This is a genomic window from Pontivivens marinum (assembly GCF_900231835.1).
Classification (GTDB): domain Bacteria; phylum Pseudomonadota; class Alphaproteobacteria; order Rhodobacterales; family Rhodobacteraceae; genus Pontivivens; species Pontivivens marinum.
This window is the reverse complement of the sequence record NZ_OCTN01000010.1, coordinates 1-18,529: the sequence shown is the minus strand read 5'-3', so window position 1 is coordinate 18,529 and position 18,529 is coordinate 1. Positions and strand designations below refer to the sequence as shown.

General features: G+C 56.9%; 19 protein-coding genes and 1 tRNA gene. 8 read left to right on the top strand and 12 right to left on the bottom strand.

All coding sequences use genetic code 11. The features are described from left to right. The first annotated feature begins 6 nt into the window (after positions 1–6). Positions 7–1,662 carry a thiamine pyrophosphate-dependent enzyme gene (locus CR254_RS15970; RefSeq protein ID WP_097931773.1) on the top strand — a complete coding sequence of 552 codons (1,656 nt, stop codon included), beginning with the start codon at positions 7–9 and terminating at the stop codon, positions 1,660–1,662. 72 nt (positions 1,663–1,734) lie between these two features. Further along, positions 1,735–1,822 (top strand) — tRNA-Ser (locus tag CR254_RS15965). A gap of 508 nt (positions 1,823–2,330) precedes the next feature. On the opposite strand, the gene CR254_RS15960 is transcribed toward CR254_RS15965, so the two are convergent. Further along, complete coding sequence (locus tag CR254_RS15960; RefSeq protein ID WP_245851702.1) at positions 2,331–2,879, bottom strand: TetR/AcrR family transcriptional regulator; 549 nt, start codon at positions 2,877–2,879, stop codon at positions 2,331–2,333. A 186-nt stretch (positions 2,880–3,065) separates the two neighbouring features. Between CR254_RS15960 and CR254_RS15955 the strand changes: the two genes are divergently transcribed. Together CR254_RS15955 and CR254_RS15950 are read left to right on the top strand one after the other, a co-directional pair. After that, complete coding sequence (locus CR254_RS15955) at positions 3,066–4,070, top strand: zinc-dependent alcohol dehydrogenase family protein (RefSeq protein ID WP_097931769.1); 1,005 nt, start codon at positions 3,066–3,068, stop codon at positions 4,068–4,070. 81 nt (positions 4,071–4,151) lie between these two features. Further along, the gene (locus CR254_RS15950; RefSeq protein ID WP_180956039.1) at positions 4,152–4,451 is read left to right on the top strand and encodes a putative quinol monooxygenase; all 300 of its coding nucleotides are present in this window, start codon (positions 4,152–4,154) and stop codon (positions 4,449–4,451) included. 169 nt (positions 4,452–4,620) lie between these two features. Here CR254_RS15950 and CR254_RS15945 read toward each other — a convergent pair whose 3' ends face one another. Next, positions 4,621–5,400 (bottom strand): SDR family oxidoreductase, encoded by a 780-nt coding sequence (locus tag CR254_RS15945; protein WP_245851699.1) that lies wholly within the window; start codon positions 5,398–5,400, stop codon positions 4,621–4,623. An 18-nt stretch (positions 5,401–5,418) separates the two neighbouring features. After that, on the bottom strand, positions 5,419–6,417 hold the full coding sequence (locus CR254_RS15940) for an alpha/beta fold hydrolase (RefSeq protein WP_097931763.1): 999 nt from the start codon (positions 6,415–6,417) through the stop codon (positions 5,419–5,421). Positions 6,418–6,570: 153 nt separating this feature from the next. On the opposite strand from CR254_RS15940, the gene CR254_RS15935 reads away from it, so the two are divergent. Next, positions 6,571–7,170: a TetR/AcrR family transcriptional regulator gene (locus CR254_RS15935; protein ID WP_097931761.1), complete on the top strand. Its 600-nt coding sequence runs from the start codon at positions 6,571–6,573 to the stop codon at positions 7,168–7,170. Here CR254_RS15935 and CR254_RS15930 read toward each other — a convergent pair. The 3 genes from CR254_RS15930 to CR254_RS15920 are packed head-to-tail and all read right to left on the bottom strand — an operon-like array spanning position 7,167 to position 9,187. Further along, positions 7,167–7,547, bottom strand: a complete 381-nt coding sequence (locus CR254_RS15930) for a hypothetical protein (RefSeq protein ID WP_097931759.1) — start codon at positions 7,545–7,547, stop codon at positions 7,167–7,169. The genes CR254_RS15935 and CR254_RS15930 overlap by 4 nt on opposite strands. A gap of 10 nt (positions 7,548–7,557) precedes the next feature. Continuing rightward, positions 7,558–8,229: a hypothetical protein gene (locus tag CR254_RS15925; RefSeq protein WP_097931758.1), complete on the bottom strand. Its 672-nt coding sequence runs from the start codon at positions 8,227–8,229 to the stop codon at positions 7,558–7,560. A gap of 16 nt (positions 8,230–8,245) precedes the next feature. Then, on the bottom strand, positions 8,246–9,187 hold the full coding sequence (locus tag CR254_RS15920) for a haloalkane dehalogenase (RefSeq protein WP_245851697.1): 942 nt from the start codon (positions 9,185–9,187) through the stop codon (positions 8,246–8,248). 44 nt (positions 9,188–9,231) lie between these two features. On the opposite strand from CR254_RS15920, the gene CR254_RS15915 reads away from it, so the two are divergent. Together CR254_RS15915 and CR254_RS15910 are read left to right on the top strand one after the other, a co-directional pair. Continuing rightward, a complete protein-coding gene (locus tag CR254_RS15915) occupies positions 9,232–9,804 on the top strand; it encodes a TetR/AcrR family transcriptional regulator (protein ID WP_245851695.1) in 573 nt (190 codons plus the stop codon). Further along, positions 9,801–10,385 carry a 3'-5' exonuclease gene (locus CR254_RS15910; protein ID WP_180956038.1) on the top strand — a complete coding sequence of 195 codons (585 nt, stop codon included), beginning with the start codon at positions 9,801–9,803 and terminating at the stop codon, positions 10,383–10,385. The genes CR254_RS15915 and CR254_RS15910 overlap by 4 nt, the downstream gene beginning before the upstream one ends. Positions 10,386–10,887: 502 nt before the next feature. Here the strand turns inward: CR254_RS15910 and CR254_RS15905 are convergent. The 5 genes from CR254_RS15905 to CR254_RS15885 form a co-directional block, all read right to left on the bottom strand. Beyond that, positions 10,888–11,814, bottom strand: coding sequence for a YHYH protein (locus tag CR254_RS15905; RefSeq protein ID WP_097931752.1), 927 nt, complete (start codon positions 11,812–11,814; stop codon positions 10,888–10,890). Between the two features lie 103 nt (positions 11,815–11,917). Beyond that, entirely contained in the window at positions 11,918–12,445 is a 528-nt protein-coding gene (locus tag CR254_RS15900; protein WP_145996760.1) for a ricin-type beta-trefoil lectin domain protein, read from the bottom strand. Positions 12,446–12,495: 50 nt separating this feature from the next. Beyond that, the gene (locus tag CR254_RS15895) at positions 12,496–14,328 is read right to left on the bottom strand and encodes an ABC transporter ATP-binding protein (protein ID WP_097931748.1); all 1,833 of its coding nucleotides are present in this window, start codon (positions 14,326–14,328) and stop codon (positions 12,496–12,498) included. Further along, positions 14,325–16,109: an ABC transporter ATP-binding protein gene (locus CR254_RS15890; RefSeq protein ID WP_097931746.1), complete on the bottom strand. Its 1,785-nt coding sequence runs from the start codon at positions 16,107–16,109 to the stop codon at positions 14,325–14,327. The genes CR254_RS15895 and CR254_RS15890 overlap by 4 nt, the downstream gene beginning before the upstream one ends. 75 nt (positions 16,110–16,184) lie before the next feature. Beyond that, on the bottom strand, positions 16,185–16,910 hold the full coding sequence (locus CR254_RS15885; RefSeq protein WP_097931744.1) for a DUF1499 domain-containing protein: 726 nt from the start codon (positions 16,908–16,910) through the stop codon (positions 16,185–16,187). 249 nt (positions 16,911–17,159) lie between these two features. On the opposite strand from CR254_RS15885, the gene CR254_RS15880 reads away from it, so the two are divergent. Beyond that, positions 17,160–17,750 carry a TetR/AcrR family transcriptional regulator gene (locus tag CR254_RS15880; RefSeq protein WP_097931742.1) on the top strand — a complete coding sequence of 197 codons (591 nt, stop codon included), beginning with the start codon at positions 17,160–17,162 and terminating at the stop codon, positions 17,748–17,750. A gap of 296 nt (positions 17,751–18,046) precedes the next feature. Here the strand turns inward: CR254_RS15880 and CR254_RS15875 are convergent. Further along, positions 18,047–18,529, bottom strand: a 483-nt coding sequence (locus tag CR254_RS15875; protein ID WP_180956037.1) for a hypothetical protein, incomplete at its 5' end; no start/stop codon positions are given.

Genomic DNA, 18,529 nt, shown 5'->3' with positions numbered 1-18,529 from the left:
CGCGTTATGACCGGTGGTGAAGTGTTGATGGAGTGCCTGCTGGCACAGGGCGGGCGTATCGGATTTGGCGTGCCGGGCGAAAGCTATCTGGCGGTGCTCGACGCAATGCGTGATCGGGAGTTCCGTTTTGTTAATGCGCGGCATGAGGGCGGAGCAGCCTTTATGGCGGAGGCATGGGCGAAGCTGACCGGAGAAGTCGGCCTGTGCTTTGTTACCCGTGGGCCCGGTGCTACAAATGCGGCAATTGGCGTGCATTCCGCCATGCAATCCTCAACCCCGATGATTCTGTTTGTCGGTCAGGTCGGCACGGATATGAGGGGCCGCGAGGCGTTTCAGGAACTGGACTACCGCGCCGTCTTTGGCACCATGGCCAAATGGGCGGTTGAGATTGACGACGTCGACCGCATTCCTGAAATCATGGCCCGCGCCTATTCTGTCGCAACCTCGGGCCGCCCCGGTCCCGTGGTCATCGCCCTGCCCGAGGATATGCTGACCGCGACAACAGACAGCAAACCTGCCCCCGCCACGCAGCGGCCCGAAGCAGCGCCTGATGCTAGCGATATCGCCGCAATCACCCAGCACCTATCGCAGGCAAAGCGCCCGATCCTGCTGGCTGGTGGATCTGGCTGGACCGAAACCTCGCGCCGTGCATTGCAGGCACTGGCGGAGCGTTTGGACCTGCCAGTCGTCGTCTCGTTCCGCAGGCAGGATCTGATGGACAACACATCACCCTGCTATGCCGGTGATGCAGGCGTTGGAATGGCTGCCGCGACGGCGGGGTTGCTGCGTGAAGCGGACGTAATCCTGACCATCAATGCCCGCTTTGGTGAGATGACGACTGACGGCTACACCCTGCTGCGCGTTCCCAACCCCGAACAAATCCTGATCCATGCCCATGCGTCCGATAGTGAGCTGGGTAAGATTTACGCCCCCACGCTGAGCATTCATGCCGGTCCGAACCGGATGATTGCTGCCTTGTCAGATATGCACCTACCCGACAGCGCCGACCGTTCTGCGTGGCGCGAACGTGCGCGTGCAGGTGTCGATGCCGTCCTCAATGTTCGGCCGCAACCCTCCCCCGTCGATATGGTCGCGGTATGTGCCCATCTGCGCGAGGTGCTGCCTGCGGATGCTGTGCTGACCAATGGCGCCGGGAACTTCGCGGTTTGGCCGTCCCGCCATATTCCGGTTGGAGGTGCACGCAATCTGCTCGCGCCGCAATCGGGTGCAATGGGTTACGGCGTACCGGCAGCCATCGCTGCCTCCATCGAATCGCCAGAGCGGCGTGTGGTCTGCTTTGCCGGTGACGGGGATTTCCAGATGACCGGAATGGAGCTGGCCACGGCAGCGCAGGAGGGCGCGACGCCGATCTTCCTCATCCTGGATAACGGCACCTATGGGACGATCCGCATGCATCAGGAGCGCACCTATCCCAGCCGCGTATCTGGAACGGACCTAAAGAACCCCGATTTCGCGGCCCTAGCACAGGCATGCGGCCTATTCGGACAGCGAGTCGCCCGAACCGAGGATTTCCCGGCCGCCTTTGCCGCCGCCTGCGCCAGTGGAACCGCCGCCGTTCTGCATCTGGATATCGCGGCAGAGGCCCTGACACCCGGTCAAACCATCACAGAAATGCGTGCTGCGGCACTAAACAAAGGTTGATTGAAAATTTCCTGACGATTTGCGCGTTTTCGCCCTTGTTCTCAGCCCGATGCCCCTGATAGACCCATCTGCGGAGCTGTGGCCGAGTGGTCGAAGGCGCGCCCTTGCTAAGGGTGTGAACCGAAAGGTTCCGAGGGTTCGAATCCCTTCGGCTCCGCCATTTATTCTAGCGAACATGCTGGGATTACTTGATTTTTTCTGGTTCGTGTTGCGTGGGTACATTTCAAGGTACAGTTTTGTGTAGTCTTGGCGCGTTTCCACATTCCAAATCTAGCCACTTCGGCGATATTTTGCCATCAGGTCTAGCTAACCTTCTTTGGCAGAGAGCCGTTTTCGCTTTTCTCGCTGGGCACGCATGATTTTAACTCTGATCGCCTGCAGTCCTATTGTCGGTTCCGGCCCAAAGCAAACATTGGTGCGGTTCGCAGCAAAAGTCTCCTTCGAGCCCTTACTTACAAATGCTGCAAATTGCACAAATGACCGCATTGTAGGCCTAGGCACCATGCCTTCTTTTAACGCGACGCGGCCAGCCCGATACGGCCGGTTTCAATGGCATTTGAAGTCCACACGATGTGTCACTGCTGAAAGCGTTCATAATGCGATCAGTCACACTCCTGTAAATTTCACATACTCGTAGAAATGATCAGATTTCGCTGTCGAGGAAGATGCTAGCGCAGCGGCGCGAAGGCCAATTGCAGAATGCTTTTGATAAGGTCGTGAGACAGCCCTGTTTTGGCCAACCACAGTGCGCTATTGCTTTGGGTGCAGAGGTGATAGGCCGCGACCTCTGTGGGAATGTCGCTGCTGAATTTCCCCTCGGATTTCGCGCGTTCAATCCATTCGCAGTACTTGCCGATCATCTCGTCGTGCAGCTCTTCAACCTTCGCGTTGGTCAAATCACCAATTGTGCTTTGCTGCATGCGCATTGCAACGAAAAGGCAGCCTTCCGGTAGATTCTCAACGCTTCGATCTTTGCTGACAAATTCGATCAGTGCGTCCAGCGCTTGATCAAACGGTATATCACCTGCCAGGATTTCGTGGATGGGGGCAAGCATCAAATCCCGATAGGCATCCAGAACGGCGTTCTTTAGCCCGTCATCACTTCCGAACTCTCGATACAGCGCGGGCTTGGATGCGCCGGATCTGCGGCAAATCTCTCCGATGGGAACTTCGGTGGGGCCCTCCTGCCAATAGCTCAGCATCGCCGTTTTCAACACATGTTCCCTGTCTAGCGTCTTGGGGCGACCGCGAGAGCGTGTGATTTCCTCAGGATTCATTTTCGTAACCTTTGGTACTTTATTGTTGACAGTCAATTTTCGTACCCGTAGTTACGAAAAAATATAAGCGAATTCAATCCCCATTCTATGCGGCGGATTTCAACACAAGATGGAAAGTAAACTCAGATGAAAACTTACCAAGTCAGCAAGCCCGGCGGTTTTGAGAACTTGAAGATTGTTGAGCAGGCTACACCATCCCCTGCGGCGGGCGAAGTGCTGGTGCGTTGGCGTGCGACCTCTCTCAACTTCCATGATTTTATGGTTGGCGTGGGTGGTATCTCCGTTGAGGAAAGCCGCGTGCCGATGTCCGATGGGGCGGGCGAAGTGGTTGCCGTGGGCGACGGTGTTAGTCAATGGAAAGAGGGCGATAAAGTTCTGAGCTTGTTCTTCCCCGAGTGGCTTGATGGCAAACCAACGGGCGAAAACACGCAAGCCATGAGCGGCGATACCGTTGACGGGTTTGCGACTGAATTTTCCTCTGTGGACGCAAATTCGCTGACCCGCATGCCAAGCAACTATACCTTTGAGGAAGCCGCCACGTTGCCCTGTGCCGCCCTCACGGCTTGGCGCGCTTTGGTCGTTGAAGGCAACCTGCAAGCCGGTCAATCCATCTTGGTTCAAGGCACCGGTGGCATGTCTCTTTTCGCGTTGAAGATTGCGAAAGCCCTAGGCGCATATGTCTATGCGACGTCATCTTCCGAGGAGAAAATGGCCCGCTTGAAAGACCTCGGCGCGGATGAAGTTTTCAACTACCGCACGGATAAAGAGTGGGGGAAAACCATCGCTGAACGCTCTGGTGGCGTTGACCACGTTTTGGACATGGGAGCAGGAACCACACTCAAGCAATCCATCGCCGCCACAGCCATTGGCGGGCACATCGCCATTATCGGGATTTTGGATTCACCGATTGCCGAGCTTGATGTGATTTCATTGATCCTCGGTCATAAACGGATGTCCGGCTTCGCCGTTGGCAACAAAGAGATGCAAGAGGATATGATTGCGCTCCTTGAGGCCAAGGACGTCCACCCCGTGATTGATCGCAGCTTTGCATTTGATGAACTTGGCAAGGCGTTTGAGCATCAGGCAAGCGGCTCGCATTTTGGCAAGATTACCGTGACATACGAAGACTAAAGGCGGCAAACTTCGGGTGCTCTGTGAATGGGGCACCCGAGCGTGCCCTTACCGGGCTTCAACAAAATTGGAGAAACCGATATGTTAATCCTCATGGGCCACATCACTCTGGCCCCAAGCGACGTGGCCGAATTTCTCGCCGATACGCGGGACTTTGTGGCCAATACCCGAAAGTTGGACGGTTGCCTCTTCTACAGCATTGCGATGGATGATCAGGCATCAGGGCGGGTGCTGACTGTTGAGCGCTGGAAGGACCAAGATGCGCTGACCGCCCATACGCAACGTCCTGAAATGGCGGAAGTGATGGGGAAATGGATGGGCACGATAAAGATGGATATACAAAAGTACGATGCATCCAATGAGCGTGATCTGACGAATTAAGATGCTTCCAGTAGACGATATGGAAACGTGAAATAATGCCATAGCGATGTAAAACGTCTCGCACCTGTTGCATTGGCATTCCAAGGCTTAGGTTTTTGCAGTGAAACGCAGCGCTGTTGGCCCGGTCGAGGATGCCACCTTGACCGAGCCGCAATCTTTTATCCTTGCCCTAGAAATCTTGCACGGTTGGGCGCAGGACGATCTGGTTCACATCCACGTCAGCGGGTTGGGATATGGCGTATGCGATAGCATTGGCGATAGCTGACGGTGAAATTGCCATCTTGTAGACTTCGCCAATCGCCGCAGCGCTGCCTTCATGTGAACTGCCTGCTTTCAGGTTTGTGTCAATCAGACCGGGTTCGATGATGGTCGTGCGGATCGCCCTGCCGATTTCCTGACGTAGCCCTTCGCTGATCGCAGCCACGGCAAACTTCGTGCCGCTATAGACCGCGCCACCTGGCGACACCTTGTGCCCGGCAATGGACCCGATGGTGATCATATGGCCGCTGTTCTGGGCAGTGAATTCGGGCAGTGCCGCAGCAATACCATAAAGGACGCCCTTGATGTTGATGTCGATCATGCGATCCCATTCATCGACCAGCGTTTCGGTGATCGGTGCAATCGACATAAGGCCCGCGTTGTTGATCATGACATCGACATGGCCAAAGCTTTGCTTGGCAGTCGCGACCAGTGCCTTGACCTGCGCGGCATCTGCAACATCGGTCACAGCCATTTCGGCCTCGCCACTTGCGGCACGGATGTCTGCGACGATGGATTCGAGTTGTTCCTTTCGACGCGCCCCCAGCACCACCTTTGCACCGAGCGACGCGAGATGACGGGCAGTCGCCTCGCCAATTCCGCCAGAGGCCCCGGTTATGACGACAACCTTGTTTTTTACGTTTTTCATTTTTGGATTTCCTCGTATTTTCATGTTGTTGAGGCGGGCCAACAAGACCCGCCGGAAAGATCAATCGTTGTCGCCCTCGATCTGGCTCAGCAGACGACGCAGCGACAGGCCAAAGCTTTCAGGGCTGTCCTCTTGGGTGAAATGGTTCGCGGCTGGCAGCAATTGCACGGGCGCTTGAGGGAAGTGGCCACGCCAGCGGGCGATTGCCTCTTCGGTACCCAGAAGCTCATCGAGCTCGCCAAAGATCAGCTCGACGGGGATGTCGGCGAACTGATCAAGCTTGCCTTCGATCGCGGCCACCCACTCTTGTTGTTCGCTGATGGCGACGGGAAAATAGGCAGTGCCCGCGCGCGATTCAGGCGTCGGGAACGGCATGGCGTAGGCATCGGTAATGGCAGGGTTGGCCTGCGATACCGGGTTCAGTCCGGATGCCATCAACGCGCCAGCAAAAGCGTTTTCTTCGAGGATTTTAGTTTGCATGTCAGGCGTGGCCATAAACGCGGAGAAATCAGCCATTGCGCCTTCGGGGCGCCAGACCCATGTGTTGCTGATCACGAGGCCTGCGATCTTGTCAGCGTTCTCAGTGGCCACGGACAGTCCAGTTGGGCCACCCCAATCCTGAACAACAAGGATAAATTCTTCCAACTCTAGGTGTTCATTCACCAGTGCTGTGATCCATTCAGCATGTTCCTGTGGGGTCCACGTGAAGCCTTCGGGTGTGTCAGAGAAGCCAAACCCCGGCAAATCATAGGCAATAACGCGTGCTTCGGCCGACATGTCTTTGATGATGTTGCGGTTCAGGAACGACCAGTCGGGATTGCCGTGGGTCAGCACGATCGGGAAGCCTTCACCTTCGTCGATATAGTGCATCGCAACACCGTCGCGTTCGAACCAATGGCTGCGGAACGGGTATTCTTCTTTGTCGACAGTGAAGGGCCGCAGCCGTTCGTCGGCGGGATCGGCATTGAAAGGAACCGGATCGGCAAAGACGGGTGTTACCACGGGCGACAGCGCGACCATGCCGGCAATTGCGAGGGACATAAGAGTATTTGGTTTCATTCTAGGCTTCCTTGTTTTGTGAATCCAAAAAGTCGATTAGCTATTTCACTACGTTCGTTGTGATTGACACATACGAGTGTAGTGAAATAGGATCAAGAAGAAATTTGGAATGCGGCAGCAGATGATGAAGCCGCTGCCTCGTAAGGAAGAGAAATGGCCAGACAGAAAAGCTATGACAGGCAGGATGCCGTCGCGAAGGCGCGTGATGCGTTTCGCGAGCACGGCTTTCAAACGCTAGGGATTCGCGCGATCGAGGACATCGTCGGTATCGGACGGTTCGCCATCCGCACGGAATTTGGCGGCAAAGACGGATTGTTCCTGGAAGCGCTGAAACTGTACGGGCAGGACATCCGACGGACCATCGTCGCCCCAATCGAGCAAAGCGATACCCTTGATACGCTGGACCGCCTTTGGTCGTCTGAGGCTGACATAGCAAATGGCGCGGGGGAAAAATACGGGTGCCTGTATCTGAACACGACGGTTGAAAACGCGGCGCTGCAAAACGATGCCATCCGTGAACAGACGGCCGCCTATTTCAACCACCTCTTGGTCGCCGCAACAGGTCTGGTTGAGCGCGCCAAAGCCAAGGGAGAGGTCCGCGAAGACGTGGACGCCCATGCCGCTGGTGAATTTGTCAAAGGCATGATGATGGCATCAGCATTGATAAACCGAGATGCGGGTGACGTTGCTGCATCCGAAGGCTTGCGAAAGATGGCCCGCGCAACGGTGAACAGTTGGCGGGTTAGCGCTTAGGCGATCCGCCACAAAAGGAAATCCAGAAACGACCGCCCCGTCACGCGCAATGCGCCAAGGATGTAAATAATCGCGGTAACGCCGTCGAACACGACAAAGGCATACTGCGAAGGGTCTGCAAGCCCATTTGGCACCGCATAGGTGACCGTCGTAATCGCGACCAAACGGGATACGGCACTCCAAAATAGAACCGGAGCGCGGGCGGGCAGATCACGGCTCGCCCAAATCAGGAGCGACGCTGCCATCATGAAAAAACCGGCGATGGTGAAGGAGAATACGAAGCTGGCGGGGGCTGGGTTTTGGACAGCCTGCGCGATCACCATTGGGGCGAAGAGAAAGTTCAGCAATGCTGTGGCAACAACGAATTTCTTGAACATTGTTTTGGCCTTACGCGTCGTTCAGGTCGGGATATATCCCGGCGATTTGTTGTGGGATATCTGCGGCGACTGTTAATGCACCGTGACAGGGCAGCATCATATCGGGCGTGTCCGACCCGAGCAGCGCCTTTAGATGCGCCAGATACACCGCGCGATCCTTCATCCCAAAAGTTGGGAAAACGGTGTTGGGTCTGATATCGCGGCCAACTTTCATGTCCTTGTTCGGCTGCCCACCAAAAGCATCAACAACATGCCAAAGACACCGCCCGTCGATTTGTGCAATCACCCAAGTTTCGCCATTTTTCAGGCCGTTCAAACCTTCCAAACGCATCCCAGTCAGCAAGCTGTCACGAAGCGCCTCTATCCCGTCAAACGCGAGCCCTGTGCGGTCGGTTAGCCGCTTATGCATGACAGGTGGTGCAGCCAGCGATGCTGCTGGAAACGTCGCAGCATATTCAACAAGACCGCCGTTATGATACCCGTTCGGGGCGAACAGAAAGGCGACTTCGCCGATTTCGTCCAAACTTGATTTCGCGGCGTCACTTAGCCCTGAAACGGGACTGAACAGGCAGACCTGCCCAGTCTGCAATAGAACCGCCGTGCAACGTAGGTTGTTCTTGATCGCAGTAAACAGGCCGGGCATGTCCGGCACCGGTTCAAACGCCGAAATCTTGGTCGCCATAGCCGATCCCTCGCGCTTACAAGTCTGCGTGCCAGTCGCGGACAGCAGCGCCGATCTCGTCTGGTGAATCCTCTTGCACAAAGTGCAATCCCGGCACCGCAACCTCGGTCAGGTTGGGCCAGCTTCGCACCAGTTCACGCACGGGCCCCGCGATCATCACGCCGGGTTCGGCATTGACGAACAGTTTGGGGACCGGCGTTTGCGCCAACCACTGCGAATAGGCGCTGACGATTTCAACCACTTCCGCTGGCTCCCCGCCAATCGGGATCTGACGTGGCCACGTCAATGTCGGACGCCGATCCTCGCCCGCATTCGCAAACGGGCGGCAGTATTCGTTCATTTCTTCCTCAGTCAAGTCGCGCAGGATCGAGCCGGGCAGAATGGCTTCGACGAACAGGTTCTTTTCCAGAACCATGCTTTCTCCGGCGGGCGAACGAAGGGCCGCGAAGGTCTCTCGGGCTTTTTCGGGGAAGTTGTCCATGCTTGGGACAGGAGCGACGATGGCCTCCATAAACGCGATGCCTTTGACCGCGCCCTCATGCGTATGCGCCCAGTGAAAACCAAGCCCGGAACCCCAGTCGTGGATGACTAGCGTTACGTTTTCCGTCACGCCCAACTGTTCCAATAAGGCAAACAGATATTTGCGCTGTTCAACAAAGGTGTAGCTATCAGGCTCGGAATTATCGAGCTTGTCACTGTCGCCCATGCCGATCATATCTGGCACGATCAAACGTCCCTTACCTGCCAGATGCGGCATCACGTTACGCCAAAGATAAGATGACGTCGGGTTGCCATGCAGGAACACAATCGGATCGCCGGTGCCTTCCTCAATATAGGCCATCTGTTTACCATGAACCGTGGCAAATTTCTTTTTGTCGCGGAAAGACGTCGTCATGGGGGCACCTCGGGCTTGTGGTTGAGTCGGCTCAGATGTAGAAGAACGATCATTCTTAAACAAGGACGAAAATGCCCAGAGCCAAATCCCAATCCCGCGAAAGCCTGTTGGACAACGCCCTGAACGCCTTTTGGAAAATCGGCTATCATGTTATTTCCATGGGTGATCTTGTGCGCGAAACTGGGGTGAGCCGCGCGGGCATCTACGCGGATTTTGGCGGCAAGCAGGATCTGTTCCACGCCAGTCTGGACCGCTATCAAGAGACCGTGGTGACGCCCGCTTTCGCCCCGGTCGAGGCGTCCGGCACAGGTATCGACGGCATTGAAACTTACCTGTGCAACCTCCTGACGCGGTTTGAATTGGCTGGGGGGTTTGGTCGTGGTTGCCTTGTGGGAAACACCCTCACTCAAATACCTGAAATCGATGTAGAAACACGGGCGAAGCTACAGGCGCATTGCGACCGTTTGACAGATGGCTTTCGCCACGCGCTCACAAATGAAAACGGCCCCCGTGGGCCGCTCACCCAGCCAGAGATTGACGACCTTGCGCGCTATACGATGATCTCGGTTCAGGGGCTGTGGTCTTATTCTCGGCTGACGAATGATGCCACGGTGCTGCGGGCGTATTCTGATACACTCATCGCGGTTCTAAAATCTCGACTGCGCGGGTCACTGCAATGATCGTCGCTTTGCCTGACGGGGATTTCCAATTCATCGCCTTGGATGTTGAAACCGCCAACGGAGACAGCGCGAGCATTTGTCAAATTGGCATCGCTTGTGTGAAACAGGATGGAGTTATTCAAACGTGGTCGACATATATCGACCCGCAGGTGCCTTTCGCCCAGTTCAATACTAATCTGCATGGGATCGGCCCTGAAACAGTGCGCAATGCGCCGAGTTTTTCTAAAGTTTGGCCTACACTTCTGCCTTTGCTGGCCCGCCATGCGATGATCCAACACAGCAGGTTTGATGAACACGCAATCAAAGCTGCCTGTAAATCCTGTGGCTTGCCGCGTGCGCGCCTGAGTTGGCATGACAGTGTTTCGATAGCACGCGCCGCTTGGCCAGAGCTAAAAGGGAATGGTGGTCACGGATTGGCCAACCTCAAAAAGGTTCTGGACCTTGAGTTTCACCATCACGATGCAGGCGAAGACGCCCGCGCCGCCGCAATGGTCGTGCTCCGGGCGCAGGACGTGCCGCAAGGATCAAGCGTTATCGACGCATTGCGGCTTAAGCCTATTCAGTTGTCGTGGCCTTTCTAGCTACGTACGTCCTCGCGACCAAATCTGATCCGGTATGCCTGCTTCTGGCTTGTAGCAGACATTTGCGCCAACTGGGTGAATGGCAGCAAAGTCCCGAATAGTTGACCTCTCGGCAAACCGCAGCGAACGACCGCTCTCCGCCCGTTGCGTCTATTGACGCGAACGGCCCAATGCCGACATTGGTCCGGCTCGCAGCAAAGGTCTCCTTCGAGCCCAGAGTGACGGATGCTGCAAACTGTTCACATTGCTGCAATCGGCAGAGAGCAGTCATTCGCTGCAGGTGCATGAATTAGACGGCGACGGTGTAAGAGAAATGAGATACGCCGTGAAATTGAGCCAGAATTTGGCGAGCCGTCTAAAGCCAGCAATAAGCTGTGCTCAATTTTCTTACACAGCAACCGCATTCGGAGACCTGCAGGACTGCGGGGGATCCGAATGGCAATCGAAGCTCCTGTGCCATCGCTCACCTTGGGACGGAAGGAAACTTTGTTTGCTGAGCCGCTCAGGGACGCGGTTTCAGAAAGGACGGATCGGGGGTTCCGGTAAAGCACGCCATGACATGCGGATAGGTCGCGGTCACGACATAACCGTAAACACCGTCCTGAATCATGCCGTTGCACTGGTCCAGATCACCCAGTCCTTCAACGAATTCCCAGTCGTCCACATAGGTGCCATCGTAGGTGCCGCCGGGGCCATCATCCCCATCCGGACGCGTGCCCGTTTTCAAGCGATAGCTTGTGGTGGCGGCACGGATCGTGCCGTCGTCGTTGATATAGCGACCAAAGATCGGAAAACCGTCTGCCGCGAAACCGATGACAGGCGGCGCCGCATCTGGGGCGACTTGTTCGAACAATGCCAACGGGTTGCCGTGGTAGTGATAAAGCCCATTGGTCTGGGTATGCGCATTATGTGCATCCGTTCCGAACATGTTGCTCGCGGCACCCATCGGATCAAAGCGGTAGGGCGTGGTCATGTCGAAACACCCAAACAGGCCGTCCCCGATGCCGTAGCAGCCAGCCGCAAGCAGATCGAGCTTTACACCATTCAGGAACACCGCATTGTCCATGCCAAGCGTGAGCGGCATCGGCGTTTCAGCCACAGTCGGTGTCGCCGTGATCGTATAGGCCTGATCTTGCTCGGAGAACCCGTTGACGAACCCTTCCACGGTGTTGAAGTCGTGATTGGGCACGGCGTTCGATGCAATCGTACAGGTCTGGCCGTCTGTGGTGATCGCGACCGCAGCGTCATATTGTGTTTTGGTAAACAGATCCGTGACGGAAGCTGTATGTTCAGCGACGTAATCCGCGCAATTCGCGGAACGTTCCGTTAGGAATGCGTCGGTGATGTCATGTGCCTGGGCTTGCGGTGCCATCGCGGAACCTAACATCGCTGCGGCTGCGACATAGGACGTTTTGTTGCGGATCGTCATGGAGTTCTCCTGTAGCGGGATGGGTGCGGTGCGTTCAAGTCATGCGGCCAGCCGGGCGCCGGAGTGCCGGAGCATGCAGGCCCCGGAACCTCGCGTGATGGCCTTAATCGCGAATGACCCATTGCTTGAAAGCTGGCTCAAGGTCGGCGCATGCCGCGACTATCAGATCGCGCGACTGGAACGGGCCGGCATCGTCGATGGTCGGCGCGACCGTCACGCATTGGGCTGTATCGGCGGCCAGATGGATTTCCATTTTGGCCTCATCATAAGCGAATGATTGCGTCGGGTCTGTTTCGTCACATGCGATCAGTCCAAACGGGTTTTCTACGTTGTCCGGCGCGTTGTAGGTCATGCATATGTCGTCATAGGTCGCCGATGTGATGCTGCCTGTGTCAGGCTCGAACGAGAACAGCACGTCATCGCCCGTGGGCTTGCAGGTATGTGCGTGCAGTTGATCACTCAAACCGCGGCCTTCGGTGTCGATGCACCAGCCAAGCATGGCCTCTTCGCCGAGGTTGTCGGCAAGGTAGATGATTGGCCCGACTGTTTGGATCGTCAGCGCTTCGGCAAACAGGGTTTGGGGCGCGGCAAAGCTCAGTGCGGTGGCGATAACAGTGGTGCAATATCTCATCGTTAGGTCCTTTCGTGTTGCGGATTCGGGCGCAGTTTTGATCCACAGGATCAGGTTTGCGCCCCGCTCTGGAGGTTCCAATACCCCCCTTCCAAGGCCATGAGTTCATCGTGCGTTCCGGTTTCGCGCACTGTCCCGTCTTTCATATAAACGATCATGTCCGCGTCCCGGATCGTCGAAAGACGATGGGCGATAACGAAGCTTGTGCGGCCTTGGCGCAGATCGGCCATAGCTGTCTGGATTTGCATTTCCGTGCGGGTGTCGACCGAACTTGTGGCTTCGTCCAGAATAAGGATCGGCGCGTCGAGCAAGAAGGCCCGCGCAATTGTCATCAGCTGACGTTGTCCTTGGGACAGCTGCGCACCGCCGTTGCTGAGGACAGTGTCATACCCGTCGGGAAGGGTGCAGACAAAGTCATCCACATGGCAGCGTTTGGCGGCTGCAATAACCTCTTCGCGGGTCGCCTCTGGGCGACCATAGGCGATATTGTCATGGATCGTTCCGGTGAAAAGCCACGAATCTTGCAACACCATCGCCATAGCACGCCGCAACGCACCTCGCGGCATGGCGGCGATATCTTGTCCGTCAAGCTCGATCACCCCGTTGTCGATCTCGTAAAAGCGGATCAGCAGGTTGACCAATGTGGTCTTACCCGCACCGGTGGGGCCGACGATGGCCAGCATCTGACCGGGCGCTGCCTCAAGGCTGACATCCTCGAACAGGGGTTGATCCGGAATGTAGCGGAACCCCACATTCGCAAAGCGGACATGGCCTTTGACCGGCGTGTCCAGCCCTGTCTCTTTAGTGTCGGTCGACATTTCGGGCGCGTCCAGCAACTCGAACACCCGCTCCGCCGAGGCAAGGGCGGACTGCACCTGTGCGGCCATGCTGCCCAGCTGCGAAATTGGCTGGCCGATCTGGCGGATATACTGGATGAACGCCTGCACCCCGCCAAGGGTGAGCGCGCCCCCCAACACCTGAAAAGACCCGAAAACAACCACTGCGATATAGGCAAAGTTGTTCACGAACATCGTCGCGGGCTGGATCAGGCTGGCAAAGACCTGCGCCCGCCTACTCGCCCCTGCAAGGGTGCTGTTCTTTTCGGCAAACCGCTGACCCACGCGATCACCTGCGCCGTAAACGCGGATCAAGGCCTGCCCCGTGACGGACTCTTCCACCAATGCGTTCAAATGGCCTGTTTCGCGCCATTGCTCGGCGTATCGCGGTTGGGCGGCGCCGCTTAACAGGCGCGATACCCCGATTGAAATCCCGATCGCGACCACGGCAGCAATTGCGAGTGGGACAGACAACACAACCATAATGATCAGCACGCCGACAATGGTCATCAGCGACAGCATCGCCTGACTGGCAACCTGTTGCAGGTTCTGCACCATGTTGTCGATATCATTGGTGAGTCGCGAAAGGACCTCTCCGCGCGGCTGGGCATCGAACCATTTAAGCGGCACGCGGGAAAGTTTGGCCTGCGCGGCCTGACGCAGATCGCGCCCCATGTTCTGCACCAGATCGTTGATCAGCCAAGCCTGCGCAAAATTGAGACCCGAAGCGACCAAATAGATCGCCGCCACCAGCAAAAGCTGGCGCACAAGGGCCGAAAGCGTAAAGCCGTCGCTGACTAGAAGATCGGTCGCAAGGCCCAACTGCCAAGGGCCGATCGTGCTACCGATAACGCTGCCCAAACTCAGAACAAGTGTCCCGATCAAAATCTTGCGGTTGCTGCCAAATGCTAACCAGATCCGCCGCGCGGCATCCCCTGCAGCTTTTGGTTTCTCTCCGGCAACGGAACCGCCCGGCGTTCTTGGCCCGGGGGCGCTGCCTTGTGTTCTTGAAACAGTTTCGAGTTTTTTATCTTCGGTCATGGTCATGCTGCGTCCTCCTCGGGGCCTGCCTGAGAGTGAACGGTTTCAGCGTAGACGGGGCAGTCCTGCATCAGGGTGTCATGGGGCCCAAGGCCGACCATGCGGCCCTTTTCAATGACAAGGATCCGGTCTGCATCGCGGATCGACGCGACCCGCTGGCTGACAATCACCGTGGCCGCATGGCTAACGGCCCCTCTCAGGGCGGCGCGCAGCTTGCGATCCGTCGCCTGATCAAGGGCAGAGAAGCTGTCGTCAAACAGGTAGATATCCGCATCGCACACAAGTGCACGGGCAATCGCAAGCCTCTGGCGCTGCCCGCCAGAGAAGTTCGAACCGCCCTGCGCCACGGGCGAAATGAGACCATCGGGCATGGCGCGGACAAAATCGGCGGCTTGTGCGATTTCGAGAGCCTTCCAAAGCGTGGTCTCATCCGCCACCGGACTTCCAAGCCGCAGGGTATCCGCGATGCTGCCCGAGAAAAGGTAGGCCTTCTGCGGCACATAACCGATATGCGCGGAAAATTCCTGCAGCGCGATCTGACGCAGATCGACACCCGCGAGGGTAACGCGCCCGACGCTTGGATCATTCAGACGGGCAATCAGGTTGAGAATGCTCGACTTCCCCGAACCCGTCGCACCGATGATGCCCAGAGTTTCGCCCGGCCCAAGATCAAAAGTGATGTCTTCGATCACCATAGCCTCCGCGCCGGGATAGCCAAACCCGACATCCTCAAGCCGCAGATGCAGCCCCGAGCCACGCGGCGGCAGCGGTTTGGGGTTTGATGGCGGGCCAACTTCGATTGGGCTTTGCAGCAGCGTGGTGATGCGTCGCGCACTGACCAGCGCGCGTGGCAGCATGACGATCATCATCCCCATCATCATCACCCCGATCAGGATCAGCGCGACATAAGACAAGAACGCAATGAGCGAACCGACCTCAAGATCGCCGTCACGCACGCGGCTGGCACCGACCCAGATCAGGGCCACCGATGTCAGCTGCATCACCGCCGTCAGCGAGGGCATGATCATCGCCATCAATCGGCCTGCTTGAATGGACGTGCCCGTCAAATCCGTGTTTGCGCCGTCAAAACGCGTGGCTTCGCGCGGCTGTTGCAAAAAGGCGCGAATGACGCGAATGCCTTCGATCTGCTCCCGCAGGATGCTGTTCACCCGATCAAGTTGCGTCTGAATACGTTGGTATAGCGGCACGGCCTTGATCGTTAGAAAGCCGATAAGGCCCATCAATACAGGGACCGAAAACACCAGAAGCACCGACAGTTGCGCATCTTGTCGCACCGCCATGATCGCGCTGCCGATGCCCATGATGGGGGCGACAATGATCATCGTGAAGGCCATGATAAACATCGACTGGACCTGCAAAACATCATTGGTACAGCGCGTGATGAGTGATCCGGCCGTAAAATCCTGAACCTGCGACAAAGCAAGGCTATGGACCTTGGCAAAGACGTCCGCCCGAAGGCTTTGCCCGATGCTGTAGGCAACAGACGCCCCGAGGAAAACCGCGGTGGCACTCAGCACCAGCTGGGCCGCAGCGGCAAGTCCCATAAGCCCGCCATAGTATAGAATGGTCGAGGAATCGTCCCCTACGATCCCGATATCAATGACATCGGCGCTGAGACTCGGCAACAACAGAGCAGCTGTGACCTGTCCGATCTGGCAGAGCAAAATTGCCAAAAGCGCCCATTTGTACTGCAAAAGCCTGCCACGCCACGACAGCGCGCTTGTACTATGCGGCCCGTGATTTTCCTTTTCTGTCTTGTCCGTCATGTGCCGCTTTCGAAATTGTATCCTGCCATCTCCGTGGCCCGCAGGGGCCACGGAACACGCGTAAGGATGTGTTGGTTACGCACCAAACTGCTGCTGGAAATCGCGGATACGCGCGGCGTTCACGCCTTGGTCGCTACGACCCACACGGGAAACCCCCCGCATATCAACGCGGCTACCCTCGTCTTGCGCTGTGACAACGACGACAACGTCATCGGCAAAGTAGAACACAGATGTGCGGGCGACGGCCTCGAACCGTAGGGCTTCTGCATCCTCAGCCACAATGTCCCATCCCATGTCGCGGGCAACCGTCAAGGCGCGCGCGTAAGCAGCATCTGCGGACATATCCGTTTCAAGCGGGGCGATGTCGGGATAGGCTGCGGCCTGGGCCTCTGTCAGTTCCGGCCCGCCGTATTCAAGGGTGTTGCTGGCGCCCTCGCGCGTCTCGTCAAGAACCAAGAACACTGGTGGGTTCGTGGTGTCGGTCGAGATATCGTGGATCGGGGCCGCGCGGGGCGTTGGGTTGAGCTTGGACTGGGCCATCGGCGCAAGAAGGACAAGGCCGACAAGCGTTGCCACCCCGGCCAGAAGCACCCCGTTACGTTCCTTGCGCAGACTATGAATCACGAGAGCGATCACACCCACAGCCGCCACAATCATCGCCAGTGGATTGAAATAGGACCGGTAGAGCCCGAAGCCTGTGATCGGCTGCCAAAGGCCCAGACGTGCGCCAGATACGATCAGCGCGACGGCAAGGGCGCCCAGAACGGCTACCAAGAGTGCAATTTTTCCAAAGTGTTTCATCGTTTCAAAAGGCCTTTCATTACCTATCAGTGTCGCGCGCCTGTTTGGCCGCGCTATTTTGTCTTTAACGTTCCGCAGGTTATCCGCCTGCCTGCCGTGACGCGGCTGCACCGGCGCCAGTGGCAATTTTCAGTGTGGCTCACCGATCATTCTCAACATGCTGACTCTCATCGGACCTTCAATCCTTGACTATTCGGCGATTTTAGCGCTTACTACGCAAATATTGCACACCATGCAAAGTTTTAGAAAATGACAGTTTCGTTACGAGAGAGACGAAGACAGCAAACAGCGCGTGAAATTCAGCTCGCCACGTTGGAGTTGGCACATCAACATGAGCTTGAGAACGTAACGACGGAAGAGATCGCTGCCGCCGCGGGTGTCAGCACGCGCACCTTCTTTAATTATTTCACAAACAAGGAAGCCGCCGCCGTGGGGGCTCCGCCCCCGTTCCGAGAAGAGGACAAAAACGCTTTGGCTGCCGGAACCGGTGCGCTGGCGGATGATATCAAACAGTTTCTGGACCGGCACATAGAAGATCTGGGCAAGGACGATCCCATCATCAAGATGATGGGGCGGGTCATACGATCGAACGAGAAGGCAAGCGGTATTCTCGAAGGGTTTCTGAAGATGGAACGCGACGAACTCACGGATTGTTTGTGCAAGCGCGTGCAAAACCGTCAGACCGCTGCTTCGCTCGCCGGCGCAACCACCAGCGCGATTGGGCGGGCGATTTACCTTTGGAACCATGAACCAGACCTTTCACTTGGTGCGGCGCTGGACATGGCCTGGGAAGGCCTGCTTGAGGCCTCAGTTCTTTTGACTCTGCCTGCGAGGGACTGACGTCTCCCCCCCGCGCCGTGTTCTTTCGCAGTGGCAACAATTTTGTAGACACGGCGACAGCCTCCTTCCACGAGTTGCCGCGCGGAATTGCTGCGTGAATGCGAACGGCGGCTAAGAGCGGATTGCAGACCACTACTTAGGAATTTCGAACGGCGGTTTTGTCCCGCATAGCGGACCTCGGTGCAATTCGCGGCGAAAGTCAGCTCTCCGCCCTTACCGCACCAAGCTTGCGGCCGTGCAAGAGACCCCTTCCAAGGCAAAAATCGAAAGATAGCCCAACAAATTCATTTGGGCATTTACCGCATCTCCGGTTCATCGCTCGCGACATCGTCTATGATCTGTTGCGCGTCCCGCTTCGCCTGCCGGTCAACATCGTTGCGCTCCAGGAACGCCCGCAGCCTGCTGATCTGTTCGTCCAGTCGGAAGATGCGCGCGAAGAGTCTGCTCTCCACGAAGGCGAGCCGTTTGGCGAGCTGCACGATCTGTGTCCGCAGTTTTGGTGGCGCGTTCTGCACCGGCGTGGGGTCCTGCATTGTTGTCTTGCCTGTGTTCGGATCGTAGGTGAGCGTTTCGTTCTCGGTTTCAACCAGGACGGCCTCGATCGCGGTGACGCCCAGATCAAAGGACTCTTTGGCGCGTCGCGCCGCTGCCAGTCGGTCCTGCGCCTGTTGTCGCTCTGCCCTCACAGCCTGCTTTTCTTTCTCAATGGCCTCCGCTTCCTGCGCCATTGCTGTTTCCAGACTGGCCTGCCGCGTCTCCAGCCTCTTCATATCCTCGGC